Raw genomic sequence first — 23,572 nt, 5'->3', positions numbered from 1 at the left:
TTATCAACTGCAGGCCTGACGGCAGGTGTGCAGTCTTAATTGACACACTATCCACTTGGGGAGAGTTGGACTTTATGAAAATCAAGACCCTGGTAAGCGTAAATGTATTGGCCGCTGTTTTAGTTGGCTGTGGTGGCGGTGATATCGAGCTGAACCCGTCCAACACTGTTATCGACTCAAACAACACCACTAACAACATCACCAACAACAGTGGCGGTGAGAATGGCAGCGGTGGTGACGACAACCCATGCGCTACTTACGAAGCGGATGGTCAAACCCGTCAAGGTAACTTTGCCGATGGCAACTGTACTTACGGCGCTTCTTTTGTGAGCGACACCAACCCTCTGACCGTTGATCTGAACATCCCCTCACTGGATGGCGGCCTGCACATTTTTGAAAACAGCCTGTGGGTCGGTGAAGACGTTGATGCCAGCCAAGCGTCTAACGGTATGTCTATTCCCCAGGAAGGCGACGGTCCTGCGCTGAGCATTGAAGCCGGTGCGCAAATCGCTTTCTCTGCCTCTACCGATTATGTTCGCATTGCTCGCGGCTCTTCTATCATTGCCGAAGGTACCGCCGACGCGCCGATTGTTTTCTCTTCTGTATCTGACCTGCGCGACGGTCTGGCGGATGAGTCAAGCCGCGGCGAGTGGGGCGGTGTACAAATTAACGGTAACGGTATTACCAACAAGTGTACCGATGAGCAGCGTCAGGCCACTGACAACAATGTTCATAACTGTCACATCACCGCCGAAGGTCGTCCGGCCACTTACGGTGGTAACAACAACGAAGAAAGCAGCGGCATCATGCGTTACGTTGTGATCAAGCACGCCGGTTTTGAAGTGGTTGACGGTTCTGAGCTGAACGGCCTGACCCTGAACGCTGTGGGTTCTGGTACCGAAATTGAATACGTACAAACCTACACCACTCAGGACGATGGTTTTGAAATGTTCGGTGGCGCGGTTGATCTGAAAAACGTTGTTGCTGTAAACGTGGGCGACGACTCTATCGACTTTTCTGAAGGTTGGGTGGGCGACATTCAATTCGCGCTGGTCACTCACACCTCGGGTTCTAACCGCTGCATCGAAGCGGATAACACTGGTGGTGGTCGCGCCGATGACCTGGAGCCTTTCACCAAAGGTCGTATCTCTAACCTGACTTGCGTGACCTCAAACGTGAACGAAAACGAAGGCGAGAACCCAAGCTCTAAAGGTAGCTCGGAAGGCCCGCTGTTCCGCGAAGGTGCGCACTTCGAAATGTACAACTCTATCGTCACCTCTAACGCCGATGGCATGGCCTCTAACGAATGTCTGGAGTTGGACGACTCTGAAGGTCCGCAAACTATCTTCGCCGCAACGGGTGGCTGGTCTGTTGCCAAGAGCAACGTGATCGCTTGTACCGAAGCGACCAAAGCCGGTGTTGACCCTGCCAACAGCGACTTCGACATCAACGCCTGGTTGGCCTCTGGCGAGAACACCAACAACGTGATCGTGGATGAAAACGTAACCGGTGGTCTGCCTGCGGTTGTTATCGAAGGCTTGGACAGCAATCCACGCGCTTACATCACTGCCGCCAGCATGACCGACGGCAATGGCGCAGCGATTGATGTGGATGTTTACGACGTCACCATGCTGGAAGATAACTTTGAAGCCGGCGCCGCTCCTGCGGTGGGCGACTCGGGTGCGAGCAGCTTCTTCGATGCGGTTGACTTTATCGGTGCGGTAAGCGCCGACAACGACTGGGTGGCCGGTTGGACTGTAGGTCTGGATAACTAATCCACCTGCGCCAGCAGTATTGCAAGGCGCCTTACGGGGCGCCTTTTGCGATAACCCCCTCGGAATTTCTCACCCGGCAAAATGTTTTACCTGCTTGCGGTGGGTAACACCCAGACCGTTTGGAAAACCGCCTCTAAAAGGTTTTTAAAATGCGCACAATTACCACCAAACGAAGCCAGATTAGCCTGGCGATTATCGCGGCCTCCGCCGCCTTGCTCGGCAGCCAAAGCGCTGTGGCGCAAAGCGACGAAGACGATAACGGGATGAACAGTCAGCCCGCGATTCAGGCCCCGGTGATTGAAGAGGTATTAACCATCGGCCGCCTGCAAAGCGCGTCCGACTCTATTATCAGCGAACGTATTGAACAGCCTTTTGCTGCCGACATGCTGGGGTTTGATCAAATCTCGCGTGCCGGTGACGCCGACATTGCCTCGGCTTTGGGCCGGGTGACCGGCTTGACCGTGGTCGACGATCAATACGTTTATGTTCGCTCATTGGGCGAGCGCTACTCCAGTGTTAACTTAAACGGCGCCTCGGTTCCTTCGCCGGAGCTGACCCGTAACGTTCTGCCGCTGGATTTGTTTCCTTCAACGATTGTTAAAACCCTGAAAGTGCAAAAAGCATTTTCACCCGACCTGCCTGCCACCTTCGGTGGTGGTAATGTCAATATTCGCACCAAGGGCATGCCCGAGGATGTGGTGTTTGATGTTTCTATCGGCACCGGTTGGAACACGGTTAACAATGATGACGGTATTTTTTACTCAGGTGGCGACATCGACAATGGTGTTCCGCCCGAACTGAGCCGCGCCATCACCCTGTACCAGGGCAATGTCACCACCAACCAAATTGCTCAGTCGATGGTGGGGCAGGGGCAATCTATTTCGCCTGAAGTTCGCGCCGAGGCCCAGCAGATTAACCGCGATTTAATGCTGAGTCTGAACCGCGATGTGGAAATCACCCCACAATCGCTGGACCCTGACTACGGCGGTAAGCTGTCGCTGGGCAACTCCTGGTACGTGAGTGACGACTGGCGCATTGGTGCGCTGGCGAACGTGTCTTACGATCACGAGTGGCGCAACAAAAATCAGAAGAAAAAAGGTATTGGTAACCCCGACGAGGTGAACTCGGATGTGCAGCGCACCTCGGAAGAAACCCGCACCCTGGCCGCCGTGAGCGGTGGGGTAAGCTTCCAGGAAATGCACACCATTGAAGCCAGCGGTTTTTATATTACCGATATTGAAGATCGCGCCGCTATCTCGCGCGGCTTTGATGCCAACAACCGTGAGTCCGATGGCTCGCAAGTGTTGGATTATCAAACACGCTATGAAGAGCGTCGCCTGACTATTGGTCAGATTACCGGTGATCACAGCTTTGAATTTGATCTTACCGACGCCATCGACGAGTTAGGCGTGGATTGGTATTACTCCGATTCGCGCGCCGAGACCGCAATTCCGAATGAAGTTAACATCAAGGCCTCGAACTTGATTGATACTGACACGGGCGAGGTGACCAACACTCGTTTGCAGTCGACCACTAACATGGCAAGCTTTGGTTTTTTGCAGCTGGAAGATAACGTCACCAGTTACGGCTACGATGTAGAACTGCCCATTAACTTTGGCGATACATTGCTGACCTTGACTGGTGGTTACGACTACAGCGATAAAACCCGCGCCTACTATGGTTATACCGCCGCCATTAATGCGCCGGGCGTCAGCAACGATGCTTTGGAGGGCACTCCCGGTCATGTACTGGGCGATGAAAACCTGAGTAATCTCGACTACAACTTCGATCTGACCATGGATCCGGGGTTGGGTAAAGAAAGCTACATCGCCGCCCAGAAAACTGACGCCGCCTATGGTATGTTCGATTTAAACATCGACTACACCTGGCGCTTAACCGGTGGTGTACGCTACGAAGATTTTCGTCAGGCGGTATTGCCAGTGGACTTGCTGGATTACACCGGTCAATCCATTGTCGAGCTGAACGATGATTTGACCGAAAACCCGGAAAACTACGTGGTGAAGGATGACGGCTGGTACCCCTCGCTGGCACTGACTTTTATGAATCAGGGCTTTATGGGTGCCGACGACTTCCAGGTGCGCGCCTCGCTGGCGCAAACCGTGGTACGCCCGGATTTGCGTGAAGTGTCCGATGTTCAGTATCTGGACCCGGAATTGGATGTGCGGGTGGTAGGTAACCCCAATCTAAACTTCTCGGAGCTGGATCACTTTGATCTGCGCACCGAATGGTTCTACCCCGGGGGCGACAACTTTACCGTGTCTTTCTTTTACAAAGACATTGTTAATCCCATCGAGCAGGCGCGTCAGCCGGGCTCGGATGACGATATTTTGCTGACTTACTACAACGCCGAATCCGGTGAGATTTACGGCTTGGAGTTTGAAGGTTTAAAAGATATCGGCGCGGGCTTTTTCGTGTCGGGTAACTTGACCTTGAGTGATTCGGAAATCGTATCGCCCGAAGGTCAGGGTTTTACCAATACCGTGCGTCGTATGACCGGTCAGTCTGAGTATGTCATGAACGCTCAGCTGGGCTTTGACTCGGACGATGGTATGCACACCGCTTCGCTGTTGTATAACGTCTTCGGCGACCGGGTGTATTACGCGGCGGTGCTGGATGGCCACGACGACGCCTTTGAGCAGCCCTACCACTCGGTAGACTTTGTTTACACTTTCTATCCCACCGAGACCCTGAGCATGAAGTTTAAGCTCAGCAACCTTTTGGATCAGGATCGCGAGTTTGAACAGGTCAATTCCGACGGCGAGGCCGTGACAATTTTAACTCAGGAGCAGGGCACGGGCATCGGGCTGGACTTTAAATACTCCTTCTAAGACCCGAGAAGTGCCGGAAGGCAAGACAATAACGCGATGGATTGTGACAAAGCCGCTGCCAGACAGCGGCTTTTTTATGTCTGAGTGCTTGGAAAGCTACCCCTGTTTTTAGATTATTTGGTTATAGAATATGCTTTATTGGCTGTAAAGTGACCGTTTCGAGTGGTGTTTTAACGCTGATTCGTGAAAAAAATCCATTTTTCCGTAAAAAATTTAGAAAAAAGACAATTCTGTAATAATAAATTAACAATTGTATGGTTAGGCCGGTGATATTCTAATATCAACAGCGCACATTGAGCTCCCTACTCGGATGATCAGGCGCGCTACTTGATACCGGGGCAAAGCCCCACCCTGAAAAGAGGATTAGAGCATGAAATCACTTCTAACCAATAAAGTGCTCGGTTCACTGGCGATTTTGGCAGTTGTACTGCCTTTTTCTAGCAGTGCCAGCTCCATGTATCAGCCCGCCAAATTTGGTGATGTTGTCGATCAGGTAACACAAAAAGTGGTTATTCCTGAGTCTATGTCTACTGATAATAGAACCATTGCGGTCTATTGTCAGGCGGATATTGCCACTACCGGTGTGGCCAATAATGTCAGCTGCTTCGATAAAGCCGCCTACGATGACCTGCAAGGGCAAACCCAGCGCGCGCTTGAAGGCCTGAGCTTTACCCCCGCGATGGTTGATGGCGAAGCGGTGCCTGTGCGTATGGCCTTCCGTGTGGTCTATTCGCGCAACGATGCCCAGCCCAATATTGTTATGTTGCCAAACCTGGGTACCTTGCAGCGCGAATACGGTGTGGACTATGTCGCCCCGCAAGAGCGCCTGGACCAGGGTGACTGGTACTCGGCTTATAACGCTGATGGCAAAGCACAGGGCAAGCCGTTTTTTGACGATGCCCGCCTGGCCCGTGTGGTGGCGGATGTTAACGCCGACGGCGATGTGCAATCGGTACGTACGGTTGAAGCCTCGGGCCGCGCCCGTCGCGATGCTAAAGTCATCGAAACCGCGCTGAAACAGTCGCACTTTATCCCCGGGTTTGTGGGCGATAAAGCCGTAGACATGCACAGCATTGCGGTCATCAACTACCCCGAGAGCAAATAACCCCTGTCAGAGTTTGGCTCCGGATCAAGGCCGCCCCATTGGGGCGGCCTTTTTTGTATCAGAGAAGTGCCGAGCGGGCGTTAGCGCCCGGGGTTGGTTGTCGGTGGCCCATTTATACGACTGAGTTATAAACCTAGCAGAAATTACTATTTTTCCCCGCTCCTTCCTTCGGGTATGCTCGCGACCTTTATTATCAATAATTGGGTCTGAATTAGATGGAATGGCAGGGGTTACTCTCACTGGGGCTGGCGATTGGCGCTTTGTTAGTGCTGATTTTTACCCGTATTGCTGCTCACCTGGTGATGATGGGAGTGCTGGTAATTCTCAGTGTCACCGGGGTGATCACCAGTGGTGAAGCCTTTGCCGGATTCAGTAACCCCGGAGTACTCACTGTGGCCGCCATGTTCGTGGTGGCGGCGGGTATTCACGCCTCGGGTGGGGTGGATTTGCTCGTGAACCATGTGCTGGGTACGCCTAAATCGGTGCGTTCGGCGCAAATGCGTATCGGCTTTCCGGTCGCTTTGTTAAGTGCTTTTTTAAACAACACCCCGGTGGTGGCTACCATGATTCCGGCGGTGCGCACCTGGGCCAAGCGTATTGATGTGCCCGCCTCGAAGCTGATGATCCCGCTCAGTTACTCCGCTATTTTAGGGGGTACCCTCACGCTTATCGGTACCAGTACCAACCTGGTGGTGAATGGTCAGTATCAGGAGTTGACCGGCCATGCGGGCTTTTCGCTGTTCTCGATTACCCTGGTGGCGCTGCCGGTGGTGGTGGTGGGCATGTTGTTTATGTACTTCGTGTTCCCCAAAAGTCTGCCCGATCGGCGCGAGAAGGGTCTGTTTGGCAATGTGCGCGAGTTTACCCTGGAGGTTGCTGTCGCCTCGGATGGTCCGCTGGTAGGGCGTACGGTAGAAGAGGCGGGGCTGCGTAATTTAAAGCGCATTTATCTGGTAGAGATTGAACGCCAGGGGGCGATTGTTCCCGCCGTAAGCTCCGAGGAGGCCCTGCAGGCCGGCGACCGCCTGGTGTTTGCGGGCAATACTGAGGCCATCTCTGATTTGCTGCGCATTAAGGGTATTGTGCCGTCCACCGATGGCGAGCCAACCCTTGCCAGCGAGCGCCGCGAGCGCCGTTTGGTGGAGGCGGTTATCTCGCCCCACAGCCACTGCATTAATTTAACCGTGCGCGACTCCAACTTTCGCGAGCGCTACGGTGCGGCGGTACTGGCGGTGGCGCGCAATGGCGAGCGGGTGCAGGGCAACCTGAGCACCATTAAACTTAAACCCGGCGATACTCTGTTGCTGGAGGCGCGTCCGGCGTTTGTCAGCCGGCAAAAATACAACAAAGACTTTTTGTTGGTCAGTGACCTGGGGACCGAGCCGCCGCGCCACCAGCGGGCGTTACTATCCTGGGGGATTTTGCTGGCGATAGTGCTCAGCGCGGCCTTTGGGGTTTTGTCGATGCTTAACGCCGCTCTGGTGGGCGCCGCTGCGATGATGGTTACCGGCTGCTGCTCGCCTCAGCAGGCGCAAAAAAGCCTGGACCCCACGGTATTGTTAACCATTGCCGCCTCTTTTGCGCTGGGCAATGCCATGTACAAAACCGGCGTGGCTCAGTGGCTGGCCGAGGGTTTGCTCACCATTGGTATGGGCCATCCGCTGCTTATTTTATTTTTGACCTATGTGGCCGTGTGGATGCTCACCGAATCCATCACCAACAACGCGGCGGCAATCTTAATGGTACCGGTGGTACTGGAAATGACTCAAAAAGCCAGTTTAAATCCCGAACCGTTTATACTGGTGGTGATGATGGCGGCTTCGGCCAGCTTTAGCACGCCCTTGGGGTACCAGACCAACCTGATGGTATACGGCCCCGGTGGTTATCGCTTTACCGACTTTATAAAGGCCGGTTTACCTATGAGCATGTTAGTGGGGGCGACCACCGTTATTGTTCTGGCACTGGGCTGGCCGCTGACACTGTAACGCGGCGCTTGCGGCCATGCCGGGGGCGCGACTGACCCACGGTCAAGGAGCCAGACCATGCCTCAGGCAAAGCGCGATTTATTTCTCCACGGATCTATTCCCCGGGCACTGCTGACCCTGTCAGTGCCTATTATTCTCGCCAATATTCTGCAGGCGGGTTATCAGCTGACCGATACCTATTGGGTGGGGCGCCTGGGCGCCGATGCTGTGGCCGCCGTGTCGGTCAGCACCCCGGTGACCTTTCTGGTGGTGGCACTGGGGTCCGGCCTGGGGATGGCAGGCACCACGCTCACCGCTCAGTATATCGGGGCCGGGCGGGCTGATAAGGTAAATCAGGTGGCGGCGCAGACGCTGTTATTGGTAGTCGTCATCTCGGCGTTTTTGGGCGCGCTGGGTTTTATTTTCGCTCCTCAATTTCTCGCTCTGATCGGTGTCAGTGCTGAAGTTTATACCGGCGCTTTGGCCTATATGCGTACCTCCTTTGTCGGGGTGGCATTTGTCTTTGCCTTTTTTATGATGCAGTCGCTGATGCGCGGCGTGGGGCAGACCCGAATTCCCCTGATTATCATCGCGGTGACGGTGGTGCTCAATATGGGGTTAGACCCCTTGCTGATTTTTGGCGTGGGGCCTTTGCCCGGTTTGGGCGTCATGGGGGCGGCGCTGGCTACCTTGATGACGCAGGGGTTGGCGGCGGCGCTGGGGCTTTGGGTTTTCTGGCGCGGCCAGCACGGTATTCATCTGCACCGGGCGCTGTTTAAGCCCGACTTCTCTTACATAAAAAAGGCCTGCGCCTTGGGGCTGCCCGGCTCGATCGAACTTTCCACTCGCAGCTTGGGGGTAATGATTATGTCGTTCCTGGCGGCGAGCTTTGGCACCCTGGCGATCGCCTCCTATGGCATTGGCGCGAATATCCTGCAGGTGATTACCATTCCCGCCCTGGGGCTTTCCATGTCGGTATCTACCCTGGTGGGGCAAAACATGGGGGCGGGTTTTACTCAGCGAGCCGAACATATTGCCCGGTTGGGTGCGATTTATGGTTTTGTGGCGTTGACGTTAATCGGCGCCCTCACTTTTTGGCAGGCGTCCGCATTGGTCGCTTTCTTTGTGCCCGACGATGCCGCAGTGATTGCCGAGGGCGCCACGTTTATCCGCATTATGGCACTCGCCTGGGGCGGTATTGGGGTGCAGTTGTGCGTGGTAGCCGCGTTTCGCGCCTCGGGTAATATGCTAAACGCTATGGTGTTGGCGCTGGTGTCTCAGTGGCTGGTGCAGTTTCCGATCGCCTATGTGTTGTCTAAGCACACGGACTTGGGCATTGCCGGGGTGTGGTGGTCGTTTCCGGTGACCAATGTGCTGGTGGCGCTGGTAGCGTTTGCCTGGTTTAGTCACGGCGGCTGGAAACGCACGCGGATTACCGATGAGGATGTTCAGGTGCAGACCGTGGTGGACAATGCTCTTAAAGATGAAGGGGGGCTGCCCCGGTACTGAGGCGCCCTGAAGTCGTTAAAGGTCTGTTACACCGCGATGGAATCGTATACCACGACCTTCTCCCACAAATGACTGCAGTCATCGACAAACTTCTTATGAATGTCGTGCACCTGATAGGCGTCTTGGCCTTCCACATCGTCAAACATCAGCAGCTCGGATACCTGAAAGGAGTTATCGACGACCTCGCGCTTTTCGGTTGAGGCGGGCACCCCGATGCTGATGGCCTTGACGCTGGGAATATCGGCCAGGGTTTTTAGGCCCGCGATCAGGGCGTCGCGGTCCTCGCGTGAATCCGGGTTTTTAAGCCAGAAGTAAACATTGTGCTTAAGGGCGGGCATAGCGCTGGTTTCGCTGTGGGCAATGGCCGATCCGGCGGCCGCTGTGGCGCCCAGGGCGGCGGCGCCACCGAGCACTTGGCGACGAGTGATTTTAGACATGGGGCTCTCCTTGGTTTTGACTGTTGCTTCGCGAGCCCAGTTTACTATTAATTTGCGCCCGGTGTGATAGCGCAATCATCTTTTAACGCTTCTTGATAGTCGCCGTTTAAGGCGAATTTTGCTGTGCTTTAACGCGACAGGATTGTGGTATATTCAAACCAATTACCTCCTTCAAGGACGTTCGTTATGGTATTGCTGCGGGTTATTTTATTGGCGCTGTGCCTGTTGAGTGTGCACGCTTTAGCGCAAGCGGAGAAAGAGGAAACTGCCAGCTCTGATAAGAGTGTTTCAGAGGGCGGTGCGCTGGCCAATAACGAAACCGCCGTGGTCGATGTTTGGGGTAGCCACCTGCTAACGGTGCGCGGCCACTATCGTCACTTCACCCCTAAGATACGCGCTCAGAACATCCGCGACAAAGTGCTCGCCATAGATGTTAGCAAAAACTATGACATTGCCTATGCCGCTGTAACCGAAGACGATTACACCGGCGCCTGGATTTTGGTGAACGACGAACGGGTCATCGGTTTGCTTGAGGAAGACGCTCCCGCCAATTTAACTCTACAGCAATACGGGGAGACGATCATCGAGCGGCTGCGAGTGTGGTTAGAGCGCCGCGACGCGCAGCAAAAGCCCCAGGTCTTTATGTTTGGGTTGCTCTACTCGGCGATTGCCAGTGTCATTTTTGGCGGGCTGATCTGGCTGGTTTTTCGGGGCCGTGAAAAGGTTTTGCATTGGCTGGAGCATGCCAACAACCCTAAAACCGGTGTCAGCCTACTGCAGTTTGGCAGCTTGTATTTAATGCCCTATCTGATGATGCTGCTGTCGGGTCTAATCCGGCTATTTATGCTTTTGCTGATTGGCTTGCTCGGTTACCTGTGGCTCGCCTATGTGATGCGCCAGTTCCCCTACACCATTGGCTACGGCCAGCGCCTGACCGATTACATTGTCGAGCTAGTCGCTAAGATCGGCTTGGGTATTTTGCATTCCATACCCGACTTGATCATGGTGGGTATTATTTTCTGGCTGGCAAAGGTGGTCAGCGATATTGTGCGCAATATTTTTATGCGCATAGAGAAAGGGCGCATACGCTCCCATCTGTTCGATGCCGAAACCGCTAAAGCCACGCGCCGGGTTATTGTGGTGCTGGTGTGGCTGTTCTCGGTGGTTATTGCCTACCCCTATATTCCGGGTTCAGAGACTGAGGCCTTCAAGGGCGTGAGTGTATTTTTGGGTCTGATTGTCTCGCTGGGCTCGGCCGGTATTGTCAGTCAGCTGTTGGGTGGCCTGATTGTGGTTTACAGTCGCGCGTTCCAGCCGGGCGAATATGTCAGAATCGGGGAATACGAGGGTACCGTAACGGCGGTGGGGGTCCTATCCACCAAAGTCAAAACCATAAAGAAAGAGGAAATTACCATTCCCAACGCGGTGCTGTTAAACGCCACCAGTACCAACTATACCCGCTTGAGCAAACCCGAAGGGGTAATTGTTTCTACCACCGTGACCATCGGCTATGACACGCCCTGGCCCCAGGTCCATCACCTGCTGCTGGGTGCGGCGGCTGCAACCGAGGGGGTGCGCGAACAGCCCGAGCCCCAGGTGCGGCAAATTGCGTTAAGTGATTGGTATGTGGAGTACCGGTTGCTGGTGCATATCGACGAGCCCGAGTTAAAGGTCGCGGTCTTGTCAGAGCTGCACCAGCATATTCAGGATGCTTTCGCCGAGGCCGATTTACAGATTATGTCGCCGCACTTTATGGCTCAGCCCGAACAGCCGTTAGTGCCCGCCCCCTGGAGTCCTCCGGCGGCCTCCAAAAAGAGCGAGAGCTAGGGTGTAAACTTGTGATAATAGTCCTCTAATAGTTGCGGAAAAGGCCGGGTTTTCTGCTAGGCTTAGCCGTGTAATTGACTTTCCTTGAGGACTGATAATGGATAATAAATTTAAAAGAGCTGCATTATTCACGGCCCTGGCTTCTCTCAGCGGTCTCACCCATGGTGCGTCCTTCCAGTTGTTAGAGCAAAGCCCCGCCCAGCTGGGCAAAGCCTTTGCCGGGACCGGGTCGGATATTGCCGATGCCAGTACCGTATTTTTTAACCCGGCGGGTATGACCAAGCTCGACCGGCTCACTTTTACCGGTGGTTTAAATGTGGTCGCCACCAATGCTGACTTCCACGACAATGGCTCCAGCTTTTCCGGCGGCGACGGTTCAACGGAAGAAAATGGCTACATCCCCAATGTGTATCTGGTGGCGCCGCTGTCCGATAGCTTTGCGGTGGGTTTCGGTGTCAATGCGCCCTTTGGCCTGGCCAGCCGCTTTGACGATCAGTGGGCGGGACGCTACTCGGCCACCGACAGCGAGCTTGAGGTGGTAAACCTTAATGTCACCGCTGCCTGGGCGGTGAGCGATATGATCTCGCTGGGTCTGGGGGTGAACTATCAAACCATCGAAGCGACCCTGGAAAACCAGTTTGACTCGACTCTGGGCGTCGCCCCAGACCCCAGCACCGACAGCAGCGCGAAAATTAAGGGCGACGACGATGACTATATTCTCGACGCCAGTGTTTTATTTACCCCCAGTGAAAGCACCAGTATTGGTTTCGTCTGGCGCGAAGGCGGCGAGTTTACTCTGGATGGCGATGCCAGCTTCGATTTGAATGCGGCCTGTAGCCCGGGCGCCGGTTACCCCTTGCCCACGGGCATTACCACCGGTACAGGATGTTATGGTTCGCTGACAGCGCTGCAGGGCGGTATTACGGCTTCGGTTAAGCTGCCCGACACCTATACTTTAAGTTTCAGTCAGGCGTTATCCCCCAGTTGGAAAATTCACGCCGATATTGCGCAAACCGAATGGAGCAGTATTAAAAATATTGCCGTGGTGACCGATAATGGCGCGCCGGTGGATGCGTTGAATTTGCAGTATGACGACACCATGCGTTACGCCCTGGGGACAACCTTGGGCCGGGATGGGCATTTGCAGTGGCGCTTTGGGGTCGCGCTGGATGAAACACCGCAGGATAACCCCGAGTATGTCAGCCCCCGCATCCCCGATGCCGACCGCACTTGGCTAGCGGCCGGGGTTCACTGGCCGTTATCCGAGCACATCTCTTTCGATTTCAGCTACGCTCACCTGTTTGTGGACGAAGCCGAGCTGGATGAATCCGGTGCGACGCCTATTGGCACACCCACCCGTTTAGCCGGTGAGTTCGATGCTTCGGTGGATATTATTGGCGCGCAGGTGAATTGGAAGTTCTGATAAGGGCAGGTGTCTGACGTCGGATGTCTGAGGTCGGAAGCGTCAGACATCCGACCTCCGTCATCCGACGCTTCCGTTCAGTGCTTAAATCTTCTTCTCCCAAAACTCCGCCCGGCCCGCTTGCGGGTCTAGCTCGTAGCCGCTGAAGCCGAATTTTTTATAGGCTGAGGCGGCTATTTTGTTTCCGCTTAGGATTTCCAAGGTTAATTTACAGCAGTCGTTTTCGCGGGCGATTTCCTCAATTTTATTCAGCAGTAGCATGCTAATGCCGCGACCTCGGTAGTCGGGCAGTACCGTTAAATCGTGAATATTAATCAGCGGCTTGCAAGCGAAGGTGGAAAAACCAGTAAAAGCGTTAAGAAGCCCCACGGCTTTTCCTCCGTTATAGGCGATGAGGGAAATACCGTTATATTGTGCAAGTTGGCTTATTAAGTGTTCGCGGGTGTAAACGCTTAGTGGTTGGCCGCCTCCCATAGGGTCGCGGGCATAAGCATCCAAAAGCGTGAGGATATCATCACCGTGTTGTCGTTTGTTGTAGTCCGCACGAATTATCGTAATCACCGTACAAATTCCGTCGGTTTTTCAATTTCTATAATCGCGTCGGTAATAGAATCCATTTTTTCATCTAAGACCGCGGCGGCATCATAGAGGCCGCGATTGTAAAAATAGGGGCCAATTTCCTCGGCAAAAAAGTCCAACAAAAACTGCGCGTCGAAACTGCCAATACTTTGATCCAGCTCGTCGCGGAAATAGCCCTGAATTTTTGTGACGATAATTTCTTTTTCCTGTTTTGAAAATTTCATCCTTGTTCTCCTTGTGAGATGTCGGGAAGGTTCTCTGCTACGCCTTGCCAGGTTTTGTGGGTGGTCAAGCATTCGGTAATGATCGGCAGGGGCTCGGCCCATATTTCCGCAAGGTCAGCTTCGCCCGGCGTGACAATGGGAAAGGCGAGCGATTCGTGTGGCGGGCAAAACTCCGCAGTAACTCCAGCCTTGTTGCCGCGTGCGTCGATTCGGTGCCAGCCAAACTCTTTCAGGTATACGGCGTTCAATCCGTGCAGGCAAAAGGGGGGTGTATTGCCAATGGTCAGGCGCTGATAGCAAAGCCCGGCCGGTATTCCGGCCGCCCGCAAAAGCGCTGCGAGTAAATGACTTTTGGCGTAGCAGTAGCCTGTTTTGTGGTGCAATACATCGGAGGCTTTGCAGGTGACTGGGTTGCGTTGATAATCCCAGCTGTGCGCAATGTCCTCGCGAACGAACGTAAAGCAAGCGCGGGCTTTGTCGGTGTCTGTCGTTAAACCGCGAGTCAGGGCTTTACTTTGTTGTTGCACGTTTTCGCTGTGCCAATCAATATACTCGCTGGATGCCAGGTAAGGCGTCAGGCTGGCGGAGTCCATTGTTTTTATCCTTTTGTTTTTTTGCGGATTGCGCACAATTATCCGTTATCCGTTATCCGTTATCCGTTATCCGTTATCCGTATTCTTCTGCCGCGCGAAATAGTCTCTGGCGGCATCCATAATTTTAGGGGCCAATAACAGTGCCGATACCATCGTAGGTATTGCCATGGCCGCATACATGCCGATAAGGAAGTTAAAGATCATATTCACCGAGCCAATGCTGCCCAGCACAATAAGCAGGCAGTAGGCCCACACATAATGATGCTGGTGTTGGGCGCCAATTAAAAAACCCAGGCATTTGCTGCCGTAGTACCAGAAAGTAGTGATGGTGCTGAGGCTGAGAAAGATCACCATCACCGTCAGTAAAATGGGGCCCCACAGGCCGTAGGTATCGGAAAAGGCATTGGCTGTCAGGGTGACACCATCGCCGTCACCGCTTTGCCAGACGCCGGTAATTAAAATCGCCAGCGCCGTGCAGGTGCAGACAATTAAGGTATCGATAACCGGACCGGTCATGGCGACCAGGCCTTCACGTACGGGTTCGTTGGTGCGCGCCGCGCCGTGCGCCATGGACTCGGTGCCTATCCCCGCCTCGTTAGAGAAAGCGCCGCGACTCACTCCCACTTGAATCACTTTGCCCAGAGCGCCACCCGCGAGCGCCTGGCCGGTAAAGGCATCGTTAAAGATCAGGGCGAAGGCGGCGGGTATCTCGCTTGCGTGCGTCAGCAAAACCCCGGCAGTCATAAGCATGTATCCCACCACCATGGCGGGCACTAGGCGAGCCGTGACCTTGCCCACGCGGGGTAGGCTGCCGCTGATCACGGAAAACACCAGCAGCGCCGCCAGTACGCCCATGCCTGCGTCAAAGAGTAAATGGTTTTGTTCGCTGGCTAGGTTTAAAGGGAAGGCCACCGAGGTGCGCAGCATGGCCACCAGCTGGTTAATTTGAAAGACCGGTTGAGTACCGCAGAGTCCGGCAATGGCAAAAAAGCCCGCTAGCCAAAGCCACTTTTTACCCAGGCCTTCGCGAATCACATACATGGGGCCGCCCTGGAGTTGCCCCAAGGAATCTTTGCCGCGAAATTGCACTGCCGCCGTAGCGGTAAAAAACTTGGTGGCAATGCCCACGATGGCGGTTAGCCACATCCAGAAAACCGCGCCGGGACCGCCAGCGGTGATCGCCAGGGCAACACCTGCGATATTGCCCAGGCCCAGCGTGCCCGAAAGAGCGGTGGCAAGTGCCTGAAAGTGACTTAAGGTGCCTTTATCGGAATCGTTATCGTAGCGGCCGGTAAGAATCGCGAAGCCGTGGCCAAAGTGTCGGTAGGGCAGAGCGCGACTGTAGAGCAGGAAAAATAAACCGCCCCCTACCAGCAGAATGATCAGCGGCAGGCCCCACATAAAGGCGACGAATTGTTCCAGTAGTTTTTCCACGGAAGTCCCCGGTCGGTTTTTGATTTTGGGGTTAGGGTAACATTTTGAACGCTGAACGGGCGTGTCGGATGACTGAGGTCTGACGTCTGACGCACAAACCTTCGGTGTGATCCAGGCTGTGAGGATTGGGCCTGATAGGTGTTATATGCGTCCGACGTCAGGCATCCGACGTCGGACGGCTCAAGGCTCTATCCCGCCTCTTCTTCTCCGGCCATATCCAGCTCTTTCAATTTGCGGGTCAGGGTATTGCGGCCCCAGCCCAGCAGGTTAGCGGCGTCGCGTTTGCGACCGGCGGTGTATTTAAGCGCGGTTTCAATCAAGGCGCGCTCGAAGGTGGGCACCGCTTCGCTGAGCAGCTGGTGATGGCCGCGTGCCAGCGCCTGGTCGGCCCAGTGGCGTAGAGCTTTTTCCCAATCGTCGGCGGGGGCGTTGCCCTCTTTGTTGTCCATCAGCTCGGGGGGTAGGTCTTCGGTGTGCACTTCGCGCCCCGAGGCCATCACCGTAATCCAGCGGCAGGTATTTTCCAGCTGACGCACATTGCCAGGCCAGGGCAGGCTGCAGAGAAAGTCTTCGGTTTCCGGCAGCAGGATTTTGGTGTCCACGTCCAGCTCGCCGGCGGCTTTTTGCAAAAAGAATTGCGACAGCTTGGGGATATCCTCGCGGCGGTTGGCCAGCTTGGGGATGTGAATGCGAATAACGTTTAAGCGGTGGAACAAGTCCTCGCGGAAACGGTTGTCGGTCACCAGGTTTTCCAGGTCTTGGTGAGTGGCGGCGATAATGCGTACATCCACCTTGACCGGGGTGTGGCCACCCACGCGGTAGAACTCGCCATCGGCCAGTACCCGCAGCAGCCGGGTTTGGGTTTCGGCGGGCATATCGCCAATTTCGTCCAAAAACAGGGTGCCGCCATTAGCCTGTTCAAAACGGCCCTGGCGCTGGGTCGCGGCGCCGGTAAAAGCGCCTTTTTCGTGCCCGAACAGCTCTGATTCCATTAGATCCTTGGGAATGGCGGCCATATTAAGAGCGATAAATGGTTCGTTGCGACGCGGGCTGTGGCGGTGTAGTGCGCGTGCCACTAACTCTTTACCGGTGCCGGACTCGCCGTTAATTAACACCGTAATGTTCGATTGCGACAGCCGCCCGATGGCGCGAAACACTTCCTGCATGGCGGGCGCCTCACCGATAATCTCGGTGTCGATTTCCACTGTATCGGTATGAGTGCGCTCGGACTTTTGCTCTTCGGCGTGGGCCAGGGCGCGCTGCACCACCGCCACCGCCTCGTCCACATCAAAAGGTTTGGGCAGGTATTCGAAGGCGCCGCCCTGGTAGGCGGCCACGGCGCTGTCCAGGTCGGAGTGAGCGGTCATGATGATAACCGGCACCTCGGGATGATTGTTGTGCAGGTTAGACAGCAGGCCCAGACCGTCCATGCCGGGCATGCGAATATCACTGACAATGGCGTCGGGTACTTCGCGGCCCAGCTGCTGCAGAGCACTGTCGGCGGTGTCGAAGGTGCGGGTTTGAATACCGGCGCTGAGCAGCGCTTTTTCTAAAACCCAGCGAATTGAGCGGTCGTCATCAATAATCCATACGTGATTAGACTTCTGCATGGCGAATTCTCACAGATTAAGTGGTAGTTGAAGGAGGATCCATGGGTAAGTACAGGCTAAAGCGTGTCTCCCCGGGTTCGCTGTGGCACTCGATCAGGCCGTTGTGCTGGTGAATCAAGTGCTGTGATATGGTCAGCCCCAGGCCCGTGCCCTCGGCGCGACCGGAAATCATGGGGTAGAAAATCTGTTTGACCATGGCCTCGGGAATGCCGGGGCCGTTGTCGATAACCTCCATATGCACCACCAGTGGATGATGGCGGCGGCCGATGGTGTACTGGCGCCGCACCCGGGTGCGGAAGGTTAGCGTCGGGTTAGGTGTCTGGTGCTCGTCCATCGCCTGCATCGCGTTGCGGGCAATATTGAGCAGTGCCTGAATCAGCTGTTCTTTATCGCCGCGTATATCGGGAATGCTGGGGTCATAGTCCCGCGCGATTCTTACCCTGCCATCGCTCTCGGCGCGAATCATGGTGGCGACGCGCTCCAGGACCTCGTGAACGTTCAGGTTGGCCACTTCCGGCAGCTGGTTGGGGCCCAGCATGCGATCCACCAAATTCCGCAGGCGGTCCGCTTCGTCAATAATAATGCTGGTGTATTCCGCCAGATCCTGATCCGGTAGCTCGCGCGCCAGCAGTTGCGCCGCCCCGCGAATGCCGCCCAGAGGGTTTTTGATTTCGTGGGCCATGCCACGAATTAGTACCCGGGTGGTTTCCTGGGAAGAGGTCAGCATTTCTTCGCGCGATATGCGCAGCAGTCGGTCGATGGGGAGGATCTCAATAACCAGCCCCTCGTTATCGGCGAAGGGGGTAACGGTATAGTCTACCGTGATCTGCTCGCCATTGAGCAGCTGCCATTCGGCGTGGCGCTTGGTGTAGTGATGCACTTGACGGGCGGCGTGCAGCAGCTCGCCAGGGGTGTCCGAGGACTCGTGGAAAAAGTGGGTAATAGCCTCGCCGCGGCAGCGATCACAGCTGATAGACAGCAGTGCCTCGGCCGCCGGGTTCATGTGGCACAGCTGCAAATGGCTGTCCAGTAGAATAATGGCGGTGCTCAGGCTGTCGAGCAGTGGCTTGTGAATATCTTGAGATGTCACACGATTACCTAAGGGTTGTACCGCGATGCGGTGTTATATAAAGGTGCACCATGCAATTAACAAACCAATTTAAAATGGTGCGTTATTAGGGCGTTTAAGGCTCTAAAAGCAGTGTAAGGGGTGAGGGTGTGCACAACAATGGTGCTGAAGGGATATTTTGGGGCGTAACCGCAGCCCTAGGCGCTGCAATTACGCGGATTGTCGGAGAGCAGGGTGCAGGAATGATCCCCTATAGCAAGGGCGTTAAAAACTAAATAGTCGGACAGGACGCTAGGGCCTGTTCACACTAATTAAATGCGCCTAGCTGGAAGCCAGTTTTGTTTCCAGCTAGGCGCCGTGAGCGAAGTTTGGTTGTTCCAAATAAGCGATCGGCAACAACGCTGGGGACAAAACTGGCTCCAGCCCTCGGCAATTGCTCCTGCATTGCTCTAATACCTTACGTCCATGTAAGTATTCGGGTTGCGGCTAAAAATCCGCCACTCTTCGTCGCCTGCATGGACGCAGGTGAGGCGCGAGAGCAGGATGCGGTAAGCTTTGCTCATCGTTCATTTGGAGTGACCAAACCACTCTCCTCGCGCCTTAATTGGCGAATTTTTAGTCGCAACAGGCTGCATCTAATTAGTGTGAACAGGCCCTAGGGTGACAGGCGAGAGGCGCGATGCACGTAAACCGTGACCGACTCGCTGCTGGAGAGGGTTTCGCCCTGGGCGTTGTGAACCTCTACCCGGATTTGGTGTTCGCCGCGAAAAATCTCGCGAATAGAGTAGTTGTTATCGGTCGTGGTGCCCAGTAGTTCACCGTCCATAAAGTAGGCGAATTTGGCGCCGCCACCCAGAGGCTGTTCGGTGGCCACCGCGATAATTAAGTCCCGCTGCCCGGGCGTGACTGTGTGTTCATTGGTGGGGCTGACAATGCGCACATTGTATTGGGGGCCCTCGTCTTCTGATTGCGAGCGCTCTTCGCGCGGGGCCTGAAGCTTTATAGGGTCGCCGGCGGGCAGCACATTGGTGGGGCGCACCTCTACTTTTTCGGCCTTGTCACCGTATTTTTCTACGCTGCTGGGGTCGTCGGTATAGGTGACATTGCCGTATTTATCGACAGACTTGTACACCTCCGCCTGGGCGGTTAGGGCCAGGGTCATAATGCTTAGGGCAGTGAGAAAGCGCATAGTCGTGGGTTCCCGTTGATATTGTTGTTAACCATAGCGCTTTGTGAGGTAAAGAAAAAGGCCCGCCTGTTGCCAGGTGGGCCTTTTTGCGACTTGGTACGCTAGGTACCGAGTGCGACTTACACGCTGTAGTAGAGTTCGAATTCTACTGGGTGTGGAGTCATTTGCAGACGCTGGATGTCGGCTTTTTTCAGCTCGATGTACGAGTCGATAAAGTCTTTGGTGAACACGCCACCGGCTTGCAGGTACTCGTTGTCCTCTTCCAGAGCGTTCAGAGCTTGCTCCAGGCTAGAGCACACGGTTGGGATCTGTGCTTCTTCTTCCGGAGGCAGATCGTACAAGTCTTTAGACGCCGCTTCACCTGGGTGAATCTTGTTCTGTACACCGTCGATACCGGCCATCAGCAGTGCCGCGAAGCACAGGTATGGGTTGGCAGTTGGGTCAGGGAAGCGAGTTTCAACACGCTTGGCTTTCGGGCTGGTCACAAACGGAATGCGGATAGACGCAGAGCGGTTGCGCGCCGAGTAAGCCAGCATAACAGGCGCTTCAAAGCCTGGAACCAGACGCTTGTACGAGTTGGTAGAAGCGTTACAGAAAGCGTTCAGAGAGCGGGCGTGCTTGATGATACCGCCGATGTAGTACAGGGCAGTTTCAGACAGGCCAGCGTAGTCGTCACCGGCAAACTGGTTTACGCCGTCTTTAGAGAAAGACTGGTGTACGTGCATGCCAGAGCCGTTATCGCCGATCAGCGGCTTAGGCATAAAGGTAGCGGTTTTGCCGTAGGCGTGAGCTACATTGTGTACGCAGTACTTCAAAATCTGTACTTCGTCGGCTTTTTTCACCAGGGTGTTGGCGCCCACACCGATTTCGCACTGACCGGCAGTGGCCACTTCGTGGTGGTGTACTTCAATTTCCAGACCCATGGCTTCCATGGCGTTACACATGGCGCCGCGCAGATCGTTCAGCGAGTCAACGGGAGGAACGGGGAAGTAGCCGCCTTTAACGGTTGGGCGGTGGCCCGCGTTACCGTCTTCGAACTCGTCGCCAGAAGACCAAGCGCCTTCTTCGGATTTGATTTTGTAGAAGGCGCCGCCCATTTCGGCAGCCCAGTGGACACTGTCAAACACGAAGAATTCGGGCTCGGGGCCGAACAGTGCGGTGTCGCCCAGGCCGGTAGACTTCAGGTATTCTTCGGCGCGCAGGCCAATAGAGCGTGGGTCGCGGTCGTAGCCTTGCATAGTGGTAGGCTCAACGATGTTACAGCGAATGATGATGGTGGAGTCTTCCGAGAAGGGATCCAGGATAGAGGTTTCATCATCGGGCATCAGAATCATGTCTGACTCGTTAATGCCTTTCCAGCCGTTGATGGAAGAGCCATCAAACATTTTACCTTCTTCAAAGAAGTCTTCTTCGATAGAAGCGGCGGGAATGGTAACGTGCTGCTCTTTACCGCGAGTGTCGGTAAAGCGCATGTCTACCCAGCGAGCTTCGTGTTCTTTGATCAGTTCCAGTGTCTTCTTGGACATCGAGTGCCTCCAATTAATAAGCCTACCGGCTACGTACGTTAAGAATTTTTTGTCTGGATGGTTGTGCCGCCCAGACAGTGCGCCCACACGCGCATCGAAGGATGCGACGGGGCGACTGAATCATCGTCCCGTGATTAGGGCAAGAACTATGCCATCAGATTCCAGGGCGGCCAAAGGCGCAACTCTGGGGCCTTGAGAATCGATAGCGCAGCACTTGTGAATTCGCCGTGACCCATATTGGTGCGCATGCACGGTGATGCGCACCAATATGGGTCGTTGCATTTTGGCCGCTTTTGTCTCAAATCCGGCCATGCATTATAATGTAGCGCTTTTACCGCGCGCTTACAGTAGGCTTTCATGCATTTCATCGTCAAGGTTTTCCCCGAAATAATTATTAAATCGCCGCCGGTGCGCAAGCGCTTTATCAAGCAGTTGCGCGATAATCTGCGTGCGCTGGTGTCGCAGGTGGGGCCCGGTATTCGGGTTGACCGCGACTGGGAAAAAATTGAGATAACCGCCGCCGATGATCAGCTGTCGGCCGAAGACTTGGCCGTTCGCGAAGCGCGGGTAGCGGAAATTCTCGCTCATACCCCGGGTATCGGCAGTTATTTAAAGGTATTGGAGTTCCCGCTGGGGGATTTACACAATATTTTCGAGACGACTTTCGCCTGTTGGCGCGACCGCCTGGCCGGTAAGACGTTCTGCGTGCGTGCCAAGCGCAGCGGCACCCACGAGTTTACCTCGCACGAGGTGGAGCGCTATGTGGGCGGAGGTTTGGCGCAGCACACCGAAAATGCCGGGGTCGAGTTGCGTAAGCCCGAAGTTACCGTACGCCTGGAGATTAAAAACGATCGCCTGTTCGTGGTCTCCAGCCAAAACCCGGGGCTGGGCGGCTATCCGCTGGGGTCGCAGGAGTCGGTATTGTCGTTGATCTCGGGTGGGTTTGATTCCACGGTCTCCACCTACCTGACCATGAAGCGCGGTATTCGAACCCATTTTTGCTTTTTTAACCTGGGTGGGCGCCAGCACGAGCTGGGGGTGAAAGAGGTCTCTTATTACCTGTGGCACAAATACGGTGCCTCGCACCCGGTCAAGTTTGTCACCGTACCCTTTGAGGGGGTGGTCAGCGAAATCCTGCGTCATGTGGATAATGCCTATATGGGCGTGGTATTAAAGCGCATGATGATGCGCGCCGCCAGCCAGGTGGCCGAAGAGTTCAAATGGCCCGCCCTGGTCACCGGCGAGAGTGTCGCGCAGGTATCCAGCCAGACCCTGCCCAATTTAAGCGTGATTGACCGGGTGACCGATGCGCTGGTGTTGCGTCCGTTGATTACCATGGACAAGGGCGAGATTATCGATGTCTCCCGCAAAATCGGCACCGAGACCTTCGCCGCCAGCATGCCCGAGTACTGCGGCGTTATTTCCGTTAAGCCCACCACCCGGGCGCGGATGGATAAAGTCGTGGCCGCCGAAGAAAAGTTCGACTTTAGCGTGCTGGAGCAGGCGGTGGCCGAGCGAGCGGTGGTGGATGTGCGCGATCTGGATGCGACCCCGGACGATGTGCCCGCCGTAGAGGTGGTCTCAGAGCTGCCCGAAGGGGCAGCCGTGATCGATATTCGCCACCCCGACGAGGAGGCCCTAAAGCCTTTGCAGCTGGCGGCCGATGTCTTAAAAATACCTTTTTACACGCTCAATAATGCCCTGGCGCAGCTGGAGCCGGAAAAGCGCTACTACTTGTATTGCGAGAAAGGCATTATGAGCCAGTTGCACGCATCGCATTTGGCCGATGATGGGCTCACCCACATAGGCGTTTACCGCCCCGAGTAAGGCTGTTATGCCCCGAAAAACACCGGTTAACCAAATTATCGCCTTTATTGCGATTGCAGGTGGCATTATCGCGCTGTCGGTGCTGGCGACCCTGCATGTGCTGGATGTGCCGGTGGGAGAGTTTGGTGTGCGGGTCGGCGAGCGCCTGGGTAAAACCTACCATCACGCCACCATGACCGACGCTCAGCTCGGCTGCGAACAGCAGACGCGTGAGGCGTTTAAGTCTCGTATTAAAACCCTTCACATGGATTCCTTTAGCAGCCGCTATGACCAGGCCCAAGGGCAGTACAAGGTTTTTCTGGAGGCCATGATTTACCCGGATTCAGATCGCGCAGGCCCGCTTCGCGAGCTGTTTATTACCTGTAATGTTCACGCCCAGAGCGGCCAGATAGAGAGTTTTCAGTTCGCCGGTGACAGTGAGGGTGAGGTCGGCCCCGACGGCGAAGAGCCCACCAATTATTTTGGTTTGTAAGCCCTGGTAGGCCTCATTGGGGGAGGTGTTGGTGGCATAATTTCGGCGATTTGACGACTTTTTAAGCGGGTTGTGGCCGATATAAGTAGTTTTGCAGGGCGCTAGGCGGCTATAATGCGCGCCTTTTCAGCGCCTGCACGTCAGAGCGCTGCCATTTCAT

The 23,572-nt window shown here is 55.0% G+C and carries 18 protein-coding genes; 9 read left to right on the top strand and 9 right to left on the bottom strand.

Annotated features, from left to right (window positions below; translation table 11 throughout):
* Nucleotides 1–74 precede the first annotated feature (74 nt).
* The 5 genes from M6D89_RS11115 (at nucleotide 75) to M6D89_RS11095 (ending at nucleotide 9,202) form a co-directional block, all read left to right on the top strand.
* Nucleotides 75–1,775, top strand: coding sequence for a hypothetical protein (locus M6D89_RS11115; RefSeq protein WP_253968145.1), 1,701 nt, complete (start codon nucleotides 75–77; stop codon nucleotides 1,773–1,775).
* 149 nt (nucleotides 1,776–1,924) lie between these two features.
* Nucleotides 1,925–4,624 (top strand): TonB-dependent receptor domain-containing protein, encoded by a 2,700-nt coding sequence (locus tag M6D89_RS11110; RefSeq protein WP_253968144.1) that lies wholly within the window; start codon nucleotides 1,925–1,927, stop codon nucleotides 4,622–4,624.
* 370 nt (nucleotides 4,625–4,994) lie between these two features.
* Complete coding sequence (locus M6D89_RS11105) at nucleotides 4,995–5,729, top strand: energy transducer TonB (RefSeq protein ID WP_253968143.1); 735 nt, start codon at nucleotides 4,995–4,997, stop codon at nucleotides 5,727–5,729.
* A 215-nt stretch (nucleotides 5,730–5,944) separates the two neighbouring features.
* Nucleotides 5,945–7,714, top strand: a complete 1,770-nt coding sequence (locus M6D89_RS11100) for an SLC13 family permease (protein ID WP_253968142.1) — start codon at nucleotides 5,945–5,947, stop codon at nucleotides 7,712–7,714.
* A 57-nt stretch (nucleotides 7,715–7,771) separates the two neighbouring features.
* On the top strand, nucleotides 7,772–9,202 hold the full coding sequence (locus tag M6D89_RS11095) for an MATE family efflux transporter (RefSeq protein WP_253968141.1): 1,431 nt from the start codon (nucleotides 7,772–7,774) through the stop codon (nucleotides 9,200–9,202).
* Between the two features lie 26 nt (nucleotides 9,203–9,228).
* Here M6D89_RS11095 and M6D89_RS11090 read toward each other — a convergent pair whose 3' ends face one another.
* On the bottom strand, nucleotides 9,229–9,639 hold the full coding sequence (locus M6D89_RS11090) for a Dabb family protein (protein WP_253968140.1): 411 nt from the start codon (nucleotides 9,637–9,639) through the stop codon (nucleotides 9,229–9,231).
* Between the two features lie 186 nt (nucleotides 9,640–9,825).
* Here M6D89_RS11090 and M6D89_RS11085 point away from each other — a divergent pair, with 186 nt between their 5' ends.
* A complete protein-coding gene (locus M6D89_RS11085) occupies nucleotides 9,826–11,466 on the top strand; it encodes a mechanosensitive ion channel family protein (protein ID WP_253968139.1) in 1,641 nt (546 codons plus the stop codon).
* Between the two features lie 97 nt (nucleotides 11,467–11,563).
* Nucleotides 11,564–12,889, top strand: a complete 1,326-nt coding sequence (locus M6D89_RS11080; protein WP_253968138.1) for an OmpP1/FadL family transporter — start codon at nucleotides 11,564–11,566, stop codon at nucleotides 12,887–12,889.
* A gap of 84 nt (nucleotides 12,890–12,973) precedes the next feature.
* Here the strand turns inward: M6D89_RS11080 and M6D89_RS11075 are convergent, their stop codons facing one another.
* From M6D89_RS11075 to glnA, 8 genes are all read right to left on the bottom strand, one after another.
* Nucleotides 12,974–13,450, bottom strand: a complete 477-nt coding sequence (locus tag M6D89_RS11075; RefSeq protein ID WP_253968137.1) for a GNAT family N-acetyltransferase — start codon at nucleotides 13,448–13,450, stop codon at nucleotides 12,974–12,976.
* Nucleotides 13,447–13,692 (bottom strand): DUF2164 domain-containing protein, encoded by a 246-nt coding sequence (locus tag M6D89_RS11070; protein ID WP_253968136.1) that lies wholly within the window; start codon nucleotides 13,690–13,692, stop codon nucleotides 13,447–13,449. Before M6D89_RS11070 ends, M6D89_RS11075 begins: the two co-directional genes overlap by 4 nt.
* Nucleotides 13,689–14,285: a transglutaminase-like domain-containing protein gene (locus M6D89_RS11065; protein ID WP_253968135.1), complete on the bottom strand. Its 597-nt coding sequence runs from the start codon at nucleotides 14,283–14,285 to the stop codon at nucleotides 13,689–13,691. Before M6D89_RS11065 ends, M6D89_RS11070 begins: the two co-directional genes overlap by 4 nt.
* A gap of 66 nt (nucleotides 14,286–14,351) precedes the next feature.
* Nucleotides 14,352–15,686, bottom strand: coding sequence for an alanine/glycine:cation symporter family protein (locus M6D89_RS11060; protein WP_253968335.1), 1,335 nt, complete (start codon nucleotides 15,684–15,686; stop codon nucleotides 14,352–14,354).
* A 221-nt stretch (nucleotides 15,687–15,907) separates the two neighbouring features.
* Nucleotides 15,908–17,329, bottom strand: a complete 1,422-nt coding sequence (glnG, locus tag M6D89_RS11055; protein ID WP_253968134.1) for a nitrogen regulation protein NR(I) — start codon at nucleotides 17,327–17,329, stop codon at nucleotides 15,908–15,910.
* Nucleotides 17,330–17,345: 16 nt separating this feature from the next.
* A complete protein-coding gene (gene glnL / locus M6D89_RS11050; protein ID WP_253968133.1) occupies nucleotides 17,346–18,419 on the bottom strand; it encodes a nitrogen regulation protein NR(II) in 1,074 nt (357 codons plus the stop codon).
* Between the two features lie 634 nt (nucleotides 18,420–19,053).
* Nucleotides 19,054–19,587, bottom strand: coding sequence for a DUF4124 domain-containing protein (locus tag M6D89_RS11045; protein ID WP_253968132.1), 534 nt, complete (start codon nucleotides 19,585–19,587; stop codon nucleotides 19,054–19,056).
* Nucleotides 19,588–19,706: 119 nt separating this feature from the next.
* A complete protein-coding gene (gene glnA / locus M6D89_RS11040; RefSeq protein ID WP_253968131.1) occupies nucleotides 19,707–21,113 on the bottom strand; it encodes a glutamate--ammonia ligase in 1,407 nt (468 codons plus the stop codon).
* A gap of 357 nt (nucleotides 21,114–21,470) precedes the next feature.
* Between glnA and thiI the strand changes: the two genes are divergently transcribed.
* Together thiI and M6D89_RS11030 are read left to right on the top strand one after the other, a co-directional pair.
* Nucleotides 21,471–22,940, top strand: a complete 1,470-nt coding sequence (gene thiI / locus M6D89_RS11035; protein ID WP_253968130.1) for a tRNA uracil 4-sulfurtransferase ThiI — start codon at nucleotides 21,471–21,473, stop codon at nucleotides 22,938–22,940.
* Nucleotides 22,941–22,947: 7 nt separating this feature from the next.
* Nucleotides 22,948–23,412 (top strand): hypothetical protein, encoded by a 465-nt coding sequence (locus M6D89_RS11030; protein WP_253968129.1) that lies wholly within the window; start codon nucleotides 22,948–22,950, stop codon nucleotides 23,410–23,412.
* Nucleotides 23,413–23,572 lie beyond the last annotated feature (160 nt).

The organism is Gilvimarinus xylanilyticus, assembly GCF_024195295.1.
GTDB lineage: Bacteria > Pseudomonadota > Gammaproteobacteria > Pseudomonadales > Cellvibrionaceae > Gilvimarinus > Gilvimarinus xylanilyticus.
This window is presented reverse-complemented; position numbering and strand designations above follow the sequence as displayed.